Genomic DNA, 9825 nt, shown 5'->3' with positions numbered 1-9825 from the left:
GACAGCCATGGCTGAGGCTCAGAACATCCCCGCGGGGTCCACCACCGCCGGTTCCATCGCGGTGGCCGCGGAGTCGACCGTCGCCACGCGCATGAGCGCACCCCCGTCCTTCGACGTAGCGGACTTCCCCGTCCCGCACGGCCGCGAGGAGGAGTGGCGGTTCACCCCGCTGGAGCGGCTGCGCGGCCTGCACGACGGCACCGCCGTCGCCACCGGCAGCGGTGTGAAGGTCGCGATCGAGGCCCCCGACGGCGTCACGGTCGAGTCGGTCGGCCGCGACGACGCGCGGCTCGGCAAGGCCGGCAAGCCGGTGGACCGGGTGGCCGCGCAGGCCTACTCGTCCTTCGAGCGGGCCCACGTCGTCACGGTCCCCAAGGAGGCCGTGCTCACCGAGCCGATCCGGATCGCCGTGCACGGCGAGGGCGGTGTCGCCTACGGCCACCAGGTCGTGGAGCTGGGCGCCTTCGCCGAGGCCGTCGTCGTCATCGACCACACCGGTGACGCGGTGCTCGCCGCCAACGTCGACTACGTGCTGGGCGACGGGGCCAAGCTGACCGTCGTCTCCGTGCAGGACTGGGACGAGCGCGCCGTCCACGTCGGCCAGCACAACGCGCTGGTCGGCCGGGACGCCTCGTTCAAGTCCGTCGTCGTCACCTTCGGCGGCGACGTGGTCCGGCTGCACCCCCGGATCGCGTACGCGGGCACCGGCGGCGAGGCCGAGCTGTTCGGCCTCTACTTCACCGACAAGGGCCAGCACCAGGAGCACCGCCTCCTGGTCGACCACAACACCCCGCACTGCAAGTCCAACGTGGCCTACAAGGGCGCGCTCCAGGGCGACGACGCGCACGCGGTGTGGATCGGCGACGTGCTCATCCAGGCCGCGGCCGAGGGCACCGACACCTACGAGATGAACCGCAACCTGGTTCTGACCGACGGTGCGCGGGTCGACTCGGTGCCGAACCTGGAGATCGAGACCGGCGAGATCGTCGGTGCCGGCCACGCCTCCGCGACCGGCCGCTTCGACGACGAGCAGCTGTTCTACCTCCAGTCCCGCGGTATCCGCGCCGAGGAGGCCCGCCGCCTCGTCGTGCGCGGCTTCTTCGCCGAGCTGGTCCAGCAGATCGGTCTGCCGGACGTCGAGGCCCGGCTCCTCGACAAGATCGAGGCCGAGCTGGAGGCGTCGGTCTGATGGCCTTCGTGAAAGCCTGCGCGCTGAGCGAGCTGGAGGACGACACCCCCAAGCGGGTGGAGATCGACGGCACGCCGGTCTCCGTCGTCCGCACCGAGGGCGAGGTGTTCGCGATCAACGACATCTGCTCGCACGCGAACGTCTCGCTGTCCGAGGGCGAGGTCGAGGGCTGCTCGATCGAGTGCTGGCTGCACGGATCGAGCTTCGACCTCCGCACCGGCAAGCCGTCCGGTCTTCCCGCGACGCGCCCCGTCCCCGTATACCCCGTCAAGATCGAAGGGGACGATGTGCTCGTCTCCGTCACCCAGGAGTCCTGAGTCACCCATGGCAACGCTTGAAATCCGCGACCTGCACGTCACCGTCGAGGCCGACAACGCCACGAAGGAGATCCTCAAGGGCGTCGACCTGACCGTGAAGCAGGGCGAGACCCACGCCATCATGGGCCCCAACGGGTCCGGCAAGTCCACCCTCGCCTACTCGCTGGCCGGTCACCCCAAGTACACCGTCACCAGCGGCACGGTCACCCTGGACGGCGAGGACGTCCTGGAGATGTCCGTCGACGAGCGGGCCCGCGCCGGCCTGTTCCTCGCCATGCAGTACCCGGTCGAGATCCCCGGTGTCTCGGTCTCCAACTTCCTGCGCACCTCCGCCACCGCCGTCCGCGGCGAGGCCCCCAAGCTGCGTACCTGGGTGAAGGAGGTCAAGGAGGCGATGGCGGAGCTCCACATGGACCCGTCCTTCGCCGAGCGCAACGTCAACGAGGGCTTCTCCGGCGGTGAGAAGAAGCGCCACGAGATCCTTCAGCTGGAGCTCCTCAAGCCGAAGGTCGCCATCCTCGACGAGACCGACTCCGGTCTGGACGTCGACGCGCTGCGGATCGTCTCCGAGGGCGTCAACCGGGTCCGCGAGAGCGGCGAGGTCGGCACCCTGCTGATCACGCACTACACCCGGATTCTCCGGTACATCAAGCCCGACTTCGTGCACGTGTTCGCCAACGGCCGGATCGCCGAGTCCGGCGGCGCCGAGCTGGCCGACAAGCTGGAGAACGAGGGCTACGAGGCGTACGTGAAGGGTGGCGCTTCCGAGTGACACAGCTGCCGGGCCTCCTCGACACCGAGGCGATCCGCAAGGACTTCCCCCTCCTGGACCGCACGGTTCACGACGGGAAGAAGATCGTCTACCTGGACAGTGCCGCGACCTCGCAGAAGCCGCGCCAGGTTCTCGACGCCCTCAACGAGTACTACGAGCGGCACAACGCAAACGTGCACCGCGGTGTGTACACGATCGCGGAGGAGGCCACGGCGCTGTACGAGGGCGCCCGTGACAAGGTCGCCGCCTTCATCAACGCGCCCAGCCGCGACGAGGTCATCTTCACGAAGAACGCCTCGGAGTCGCTCAACCTCGTGGCCAACATGCTCGGCTGGGCCGACGAGCCCTACCGCGTCGACCACGAGACCGAGATCGTCACCACGGAGATGGAGCACCACTCCAACATCGTGCCCTGGCAGCTGCTCTCGCAGCGCACGGGCGCGAAGCTGAAGTGGTTCGGCATCACCGACGACGGCCGGCTCGACCTGTCCAACATCGACGAGATCATCACCGAGAAGACGAAGATCGTCTCCTTCACCCTGGTCTCGAACATCATGGGCACCCACAACCCGGTCGAGCAGATCGTCCGGCGCGCCCAGGAAGTCGGCGCGCTGGTCTGCATCGACGCCTCGCAGGCGGCCCCGCACATGGTGCTCGACGTGCAGGCGCTCCAGGCCGACTTCGTGGCCTTCACCGGTCACAAGATGGTCGGCCCGACCGGCATCGGCGTGCTCTGGGGACGGCAGGAACTCCTGGAGGACCTGCCCCCGTTCCTCGGCGGCGGCGAGATGATCGAGACCGTGTCGATGCACTCGTCGACCTACGCGCCCGCGCCGCACAAGTTCGAGGCCGGTACGCCCCCGATCGCCCAGGCCGTCGGCCTCGGCGCGGCCGTGGACTACCTCTCGGCGATCGGCATGGAGAACATCCACCGCCACGAGCAGGCCATCACCGCCTACGCGGTGAAGCGCCTCCTGGAGGTGCCGGACCTCCGGATCATCGGCCCGGCCACCGCGGAGGACCGCGGCGCGACGATCTCCTTCACGCTCGGCGACATCCACCCGCACGACGTGGGGCAGGTGCTGGACGAACAGGGCATCGCGGTCCGGGTCGGCCACCACTGCGCCCGGCCGGTCTGCCTGCGGTACGGAATTCCTGCGACGACGCGAGCGTCGTTCTATCTGTACTCCACGCCCGCCGAGGTCGACGCCCTGGTGGACGGCCTGGAACACGTCCGGAACTTTTTCGGTTAGAGCGGCTGGGGATTGACTCGTGAAGCTTGATTCCATGTACCAGGAAGTGATCCTGGACCACTACAAGCACCCCCATGGGCGCGGCCTGCGGGACGGCGACGCCGAGGTGCATCACGTCAATCCGACGTGCGGTGACGAGATCACGTTGCGGGTGCGGTACGACGGCGAGACCATCGCCGATGTGAGCTACGAGGGCCAGGGCTGCTCCATCAGCCAGGCCAGCGCCTCCGTACTGAACGAGCTGCTGGTCGGCAAGGAGCTGGGCGAGGCGCAGAAGATCCAGGCCGCGTTCCTGGAACTGATGCAGTCGAAGGGGCAGCTGGAGCCCGACGACGCGATGGAGGAGGTGCTGGAGGACGCGGTCGCGTTCGCCGGCGTCTCCAAGTACCCGGCACGGGTGAAATGCGCGCTGCTGAGCTGGATGGCGTGGAAGGACGCGACGGCGAAGGCGCTGTCCGAAGGGAAGACCGCATGAGCGACAACGAGACCGTGACGACCAAGCCGGCCTCCGAGGAGGAGGTCCGCGAAGCGCTGTACGACGTGGTCGACCCCGAGCTGGGCATCGACGTCGTCAACCTGGGGCTGATCTACGGCATCCACATCGACGACGCCAACATCGCCACCCTCGACATGACCCTGACGTCCGCGGCCTGCCCGCTGACCGACGTCATCGAGGACCAGGCGAAGTCCGCGACGGACGGCATCGTCAACGAGCTCCGGATCAACTGGGTCTGGATGCCGCCGTGGGGCCCGGACAAGATCACGGACGACGGCCGCGAGCAGCTGCGCGCGCTGGGCTTCAACGTCTGAGCGTCCGCGTTCCGCGTACGAAGGTGAACGGCCCCCGGCGATCCTGCCGGGGGCCGTTCGGTATTACGGCCGCCACATGTTGGGGGGCTGTTCTTCCGGAGTCGCCGGGGTGGCCGGCAATCGGTAGCAGCGGGATTGGACGGTGACCTCCAACATGGCGGGGGTTTTCTGGGACTTGACCTCTTTGTGCAGTCTTATATCGGCCATGACCCGTCGCTCCTTGGACTCGGCGACGATCTGCGGGCTGTTGCCGATGGTGCCGTCCATGCCGTCCTTTGTGATCTTCCAGCCGTCTTTCGGGAGCTCGTCCCGTAGGCGGTTCATGCCTTTTTCCAGCTCGGCGAACGGTGCCTTGTAGAGGCTCCAGGGGTGGTAGGCGTAGTAGGGCTCTTCTTGGTGGTCGTCGTCCGAGCAGGGCATCGTCAGCGCCCCCGGCTCCGTTGCCTTGCCCTTGACGTCGATGATTTCGAGGATTCGGCTGGATGCCTGCTCGACATCCGCCACCGCGGCATCCTTGTCCCGTGTCTCCATCGCCGCATCCTTTCCTGAGCACGCCACTGCAAGCGCGCACAACGCGATACTGAGCCCCAGTGCGGAAAACCTACTGTTCAAGTTTCACCTTGTCGTACGCGCCGGCGATGACGGCCGCCTGATTTCGGAGGCTGAGAGAGCCCTCGTCGTAGAATTCCTTGTGACTGTGGGCATCGCTTTTCATGATGTTCCCGCCGAAGGATTCGTCGGTGGGAATGACCCAGTTGTCACCGAGTCCCGCCGCTCGGCCGCCCTCCCGGACTATTCGGTCGTCCGCGGCGTCGGCGCTCATGGCCCACACGTGGTCGCCTCTGACGCCCAGGTCCGTGGCTTGATCGGCCTGGACACCTGGACTGCCCGCGAAGACGTAGTCGTCGACGGTCTGGGGGTCCTGCCAGGATCCCCACTGGGTCGAGACACCGACCACCGTGCTCCCGTAACTGTGCCCGAGGACCGTCGTGTGCGAGCGAGTGCCGTCGGTGGTCTCCTGCGCGACTCTGTTCCCCTCCAGGAAGTCGTGGAGCCGCGGACCTCCTTCTGCCGCGTACTCTCCGCTCGTCGCCTGTGTAATGACGTTGTCCGGCGCGTTGTAGTCGAGCCACAGGATGGTGGAGATTTTCTCGTCGCCTGAGAATTTTTGACTCGTACTCCAGAGTCCTTCGGCGCGGCCCAGGTCTCCGCGGGTGGATTCCAGGCTTGCTTTCGTGCCGGGGACCCAGACCCCCACGTGATCGGCCGTGTCAGGATTCCCGTTCGCGAGAATGATTTTTCCGTCTCCGAGGCCGGTGGGATCGAAGCCGAGCAGATACGCCTCGGGAAGACCCTTCTCGCCCGTGCGGTCGAAGCGGTCCTGGATGGCCGTCATTCCCTTGAGCGCGCCATCGAGCCTCGCCTTCTTGGCCCCGTACTTGTCGTTCCACTGCCGCCACTCCGCGGTGATGACCGCGGCCGGATAGCTGCCGTTGGTGTTGGGGGCGTATTTGACCGGCTCTTTCGGAATGGTGTTCAGGTCCAGCTGGTACTTCGCCCTCGTCTCGTCCAGAACCATTCTGTTCGCGTCGTCGCGGATGTCGGACGGGAGGCCGTTCATCGCTCCGATGGCGTTCGGGTGGACCGCCAGGTAGTCGGCCTGCTGTTCCGGAGTGAGGCCTTTCCACCACGCCGCGCTCTCCTCGGGGGTGGCTTCCTTCGGCGGGGGCTTGATGCTGTCCAGGTAGGTGTCGGCGGCGTCGGTCACCCCGTCCCGGTCGGAGGTCACGTCCGTCCAGTCCCGGTTCGAGACCACGAGGTCGTCGTCGGCGCGGAGGGCGCGGAGTTTCGGCTCCCACTTCGCGTCCGCCTCGGTGGCTTCCCGTAAGGCGTCCGCGATCCGGTCGGCGTACTCGATGGCCACGCCGTAGTACGGGTTCGGGTGGATGTTCGCCGCCTGGCGTTCCAGGGCGGCGGCCGTCGGGTCGCTCCCGGCGCTGCCGGTGACGGTGCCGCCCGCGGCGTCCTTCTCCTCGCCCGGCTTCCGGCCGGCCGGGAAGCCGACCGAGCCGTCCGCGTGCACCGTGCAGTGGTCCGCCCGCGCGTCCTCGATGGCCGCTTCCAGCTTCCGTTTGGCCGAAGCCATGTCGAAGGCGAAGCCGTTCAGCGCGGTGCTCACGAGCCCGCACTCGGTCTGCACGTACTGGAAGTTCTTCGATACCGCGGACAGTTCCCGCAGAGCGGCGTCGGACGTCGCACCCTTGAGTTGGTTGCGTATCCCCGCGGATATCTGGTTGTCGACGGTGTCCTTCGCCGCGTCGGCCATCGCGGCCGTCGCCCGGTACGCGTCCGCGGCGTTCTCGAACTCCGAGGGCTTGAGCGCCTTCAGCGTCGCAAGATCCATGCGCCCGGATCACGCCCCCTTCGACTGACCGCCGACGGCCGGGGTGTCCTTGTACGTGCCCTTCATCGCGTCCAGCTCGGCTTTCAGCGACTCGTCGGGCTTCGCCAGATCATGTCCTGACGAGGCGAGGAGCCCACCCAGGGACGTGCAGCGCTTGCGGACCTTCTCCACGTACGTGTGCCAGGAGGTGTACAGCTCCTGCTGGGCCGCCACGCTCCGGCAGCCGGCCGCGTCGCCCAGCTCCGCCTGCCCGTCCTTGAGCCTCGTCAGCGCGGAACCGATCGGCGCGGCGAGGCCCTTCGTGGCGTCGCCCGCCTGGACCCACGCCCTCTTGCTCGTCCTCAGGTCCGCCGATGTGCCGGGCCCCTGTCCGCTCCCCGGTACATCGACCTGAAGGTGGTTCAACTGCATGTGCGTAGACGTCACTGCGCCCTCCCCATGTGTCCCCTGTCCCCACGGGCCCGGTCCCGCCTCCGGGATGTCCGAGCCCGTACACGCGTGCCATCATTCCCGATTCCCACATGCAATCAAGCGGCTTCGAGCCAAATGCTGTTGGCGACGCGTGCCGGATGTCGCGGCCGCGCGGTGGGCCGGCGACGGGCAGACTGCGGGTATGACCCTGCGCTTCTACCAGCTCGCCGTCGACGCCCACGATCTGCCCGCCCAGGCCCGCTTCTGGTGCGCCGCCCTGGACTGGCGGGTGCTCTACGAGGACGAGGACGAGATCGTCATCGGTGCCGACGAGAACGCACTGCCCGGCATCTGCTTCCTGCCCGTGCCCGAGGACAAGGCGGTCAAGAACCGGCTGCACATCGACCTGAGCCCGGACGACCAGGCCGCCGAGGTCGAGCGGCTGATCGGGCTCGGTGCCCGGCGCATCGAGGTCGGCCAGCCGTCGGACGTGACGTGGGTGGTGCTGGCCGACCCGGAGGGCAACGAGTTCTGCGTACTGCGCCCGAAGAGGACGCTCACCGACTGAGCCGGGCTGCCGGGGCCGCTACGCCGTGTACTGCGGCGGTACGGCGGCGGCCTCGGCCAGCACCGGGGCCAGGTTCTCGGTGCGGATGCGCTGGTCCACGTAGAGCAGGCCGGTCACCAGCGGCGGGAACACCGCCACGACCAGCTGGCTCACCATCTGACCGAGCAGCACCAGCACCAGGTACCCGCTCATCGCGGTGATGATCGCGGCGGGGCTCGAGTGCTCGTCGAGGTTGACCGAGCCCAGCATGCCGGTGAACATGCCGAGGAAGGTGAACGGGATCTGGATGAGGTAGCTCGCCACGGCGGCGAGTACGCCCGCCAGCAGCGTCGTACCGAAGACGCGCCACCAGGCGCCGCGCACCAGCGTGGCCGAGCGGCGGAGCGAGGCAAGCGGGCCCTGGTTCTCGAAGACGACGGCCGAGGGGGCGAGCGAGAACCTCACCCAGAGCCAGGTGGCCACCGGGAGGAAGCCGAGGAAGCAGAGCACGCCCGCCACGACCAGCGCCGGCGAGCCCCCGCCGCTGTCCACGGCGACCGCGCCGACGATCCCGGCGATGAGCGCGCCCATGCCCAGCAGCATCGGCACCGTCATGATCAGCGCGGTCAGCAGGAGCGCGCCGACCACCGCGGGCATCCGCGCCCAGGCCCGCCGCCAGATCGCCGAGAAGGTCGTCGGCCGGCCCAGCACCGCTTCCTGCAGGGCCGCCGGCACCGCCGCGTACACCACGGCCGAGGCCACCACCATCGAGAGGAACCCGAGCAGCGCGACCACCCCGAACGCGACGATCACCGGGGTCAGGTCCCGCGAGGAGGGGTCCTCGTACTCGCTCAGCTCGAACAGCCGGTGCAGGTGGTCCGAGACGGCCGAGTACGCGATGAAGACGGCCGCGCACATCACGAGCAGCGCCCCGCCGTACAGGGCCACGCCCACCGCGAGCAGTTGCTTGCCGTAGCGGCCCAGAGTGGAGAACGCGCCACCGAATATGTCCCCGAGCCTCAGCGGCCCCAGGGGTATCACCCCCGGCTTCGGCGGCATCCAGCCACCGCCCCAGCCACCCCACCCGGACGGCCCCGGAGGTCCCCCGTACGGCGCGCCTCCATAGGCCCCGCCGCCCCACCCTGCGTCCTGCGCCACTGCTGCTCCGTCGGTCCGTCGATCATGTACTGGACGAACCACGGTAGCGCCCCTGGATTCCGACGGATCCGGCCATGCGCGAGCAGCCGTTGCGTACAGTTGTACACATGGGATACGGACTGCTCGCCGCGGCCATCGCGGCGGAGGTGGCGGGGACGACCGCCATGAAGTACAGCGAGGGATTCACCCGGCTCTGGCCCTCACTGATCACCGTCGCCGGCTATCTGCTGGCCTTCTCCCTGCTCGCCCGGACCCTCAAGACCCTGTCCGTCGGCACCGCCTACGCGATCTGGGCGGGCGTCGGCACCGCAGCCGTGGCCCTCATCGGCATGGTCTTCTTCGGGGAGTCCGCCACTCCGCTCAAGGCGCTCGGTGTGCTGCTGGTCATCGCCGGCGTGGTGGTGCTCAACCTGGGCGGGGCGCACTGATGGCACGGCGGTACGACCCCGAGCGGCGCTCCCGGATCATCGACGCGGCGATCCGGGTGGTCGGCGAGCGGGGCATCGCCGGGCTCAGCCACCGCTCGGTCGCCGCCGAGGCCGATGTGCCACTGGGCTCGACGACGTACCACTTCGCCTCCCTCGACGAGCTGCTGATCGCCGCCCTGCGCAGGACCAACGAGAACTTCGCCGCCGTCCTGCGCGAGAGCCGGGACCTCGTCGACCCGGACGCCGACCTCGCGGCCGAACTCGCCCGGCTGCTCGGGGAGTTCTTCGCGGGTGGGCGCGGCCGGGCCGAGCTGGAGTACGAGCTGTATCTCGCCGCCCTGCGCAGGCCCGCGCTCCGCCCGGTCGCCGCCGAGTGGACCGACGGCGTGACCACCCTGCTCCGGCCGCGCACCGGCCCGGCCACCGCGCGCGCCCTGGTCGCCCTGATGGACGGCATCTGCCTGCAGGTGCTGCTCACCGGGGGCGAGTACGACGAGGCGAACGCGCGCGAGATGCTGGGCCGGATCGCGGGCTGA

At 68.6% G+C, this 9825-nt stretch carries 13 protein-coding genes; 9 read left to right on the top strand and 4 right to left on the bottom strand.

What is annotated here, in order from left to right:
- Window positions 1-7 precede the first annotated feature (7 nt).
- Genes sufD through OG242_RS06220 form a run of 6 tightly spaced genes read left to right on the top strand, consistent with a single transcriptional unit; the run spans window position 8 to window position 4341 of the window.
- Window positions 8-1189, top strand: a complete 1182-nt coding sequence (gene sufD / locus OG242_RS06245) for a Fe-S cluster assembly protein SufD (RefSeq protein ID WP_405897187.1) — start codon at window positions 8-10, stop codon at window positions 1187-1189.
- A complete protein-coding gene (locus tag OG242_RS06240; RefSeq protein ID WP_405897186.1) occupies window positions 1189-1506 on the top strand; it encodes a bifunctional 3-phenylpropionate/cinnamic acid dioxygenase ferredoxin subunit in 318 nt (105 codons plus the stop codon). Before sufD ends, OG242_RS06240 begins: the two co-directional genes overlap by 1 nt.
- Before the next feature lie 7 nt (window positions 1507-1513).
- Window positions 1514-2278, top strand: a complete 765-nt coding sequence (gene sufC, locus OG242_RS06235; protein ID WP_405897185.1) for a Fe-S cluster assembly ATPase SufC — start codon at window positions 1514-1516, stop codon at window positions 2276-2278.
- A complete protein-coding gene (locus OG242_RS06230) occupies window positions 2275-3531 on the top strand; it encodes a cysteine desulfurase (RefSeq protein ID WP_405897184.1) in 1257 nt (418 codons plus the stop codon). Before sufC ends, OG242_RS06230 begins: the two co-directional genes overlap by 4 nt.
- A gap of 19 nt (window positions 3532-3550) precedes the next feature.
- Entirely contained in the window at window positions 3551-4006 is a 456-nt protein-coding gene (sufU, locus tag OG242_RS06225) for a Fe-S cluster assembly sulfur transfer protein SufU (RefSeq protein ID WP_024492621.1), read from the top strand.
- Entirely contained in the window at window positions 4003-4341 is a 339-nt protein-coding gene (locus OG242_RS06220; protein WP_018104628.1) for a metal-sulfur cluster assembly factor, read from the top strand. Before sufU ends, OG242_RS06220 begins: the two co-directional genes overlap by 4 nt.
- A gap of 63 nt (window positions 4342-4404) precedes the next feature.
- On the opposite strand, the gene OG242_RS06215 is transcribed toward OG242_RS06220, so the two are convergent.
- The 3 genes from OG242_RS06215 to OG242_RS06205 all read right to left on the bottom strand — a co-directional run bounded on the left by OG242_RS06215 (window position 4405) and on the right by OG242_RS06205 (window position 7171).
- Complete coding sequence (locus tag OG242_RS06215; protein WP_405897183.1) at window positions 4405-4872, bottom strand: hypothetical protein; 468 nt, start codon at window positions 4870-4872, stop codon at window positions 4405-4407.
- A 70-nt stretch (window positions 4873-4942) separates the two neighbouring features.
- A complete protein-coding gene (locus tag OG242_RS06210; RefSeq protein ID WP_405897182.1) occupies window positions 4943-6745 on the bottom strand; it encodes an alpha/beta hydrolase in 1803 nt (600 codons plus the stop codon).
- A 9-nt stretch (window positions 6746-6754) separates the two neighbouring features.
- Entirely contained in the window at window positions 6755-7171 is a 417-nt protein-coding gene (locus tag OG242_RS06205) for a hypothetical protein (protein WP_405897181.1), read from the bottom strand.
- 187 nt (window positions 7172-7358) lie between these two features.
- On the opposite strand from OG242_RS06205, the gene OG242_RS06200 reads away from it, so the two are divergent.
- Entirely contained in the window at window positions 7359-7724 is a 366-nt protein-coding gene (locus OG242_RS06200; protein WP_405897180.1) for a VOC family protein, read from the top strand.
- A gap of 18 nt (window positions 7725-7742) precedes the next feature.
- Here the strand turns inward: OG242_RS06200 and OG242_RS06195 are convergent, their stop codons facing one another.
- Window positions 7743-8762: a hypothetical protein gene (locus tag OG242_RS06195; protein ID WP_405897179.1), complete on the bottom strand. Its 1020-nt coding sequence runs from the start codon at window positions 8760-8762 to the stop codon at window positions 7743-7745.
- Between the two features lie 206 nt (window positions 8763-8968).
- Between OG242_RS06195 and OG242_RS06190 the strand changes: the two genes are divergently transcribed.
- Together OG242_RS06190 and OG242_RS06185 are read left to right on the top strand one after the other, a co-directional pair.
- The gene (locus tag OG242_RS06190; protein ID WP_405897178.1) at window positions 8969-9289 is read left to right on the top strand and encodes a DMT family transporter; all 321 of its coding nucleotides are present in this window, start codon (window positions 8969-8971) and stop codon (window positions 9287-9289) included.
- Complete coding sequence (locus OG242_RS06185) at window positions 9289-9825, top strand: TetR/AcrR family transcriptional regulator (RefSeq protein ID WP_405897177.1); 537 nt, start codon at window positions 9289-9291, stop codon at window positions 9823-9825. The genes OG242_RS06190 and OG242_RS06185 overlap by 1 nt, the downstream gene beginning before the upstream one ends.

Source organism: Streptomyces sp. NBC_00727 (assembly GCF_045161745.1).
Classification (GTDB): Bacteria; Actinomycetota; Actinomycetes; order Streptomycetales; family Streptomycetaceae; genus Streptomyces.
The sequence above is the reverse complement of the archived record's forward strand: the minus strand, read 5'-3'. Positions and strand labels throughout refer to the sequence as shown.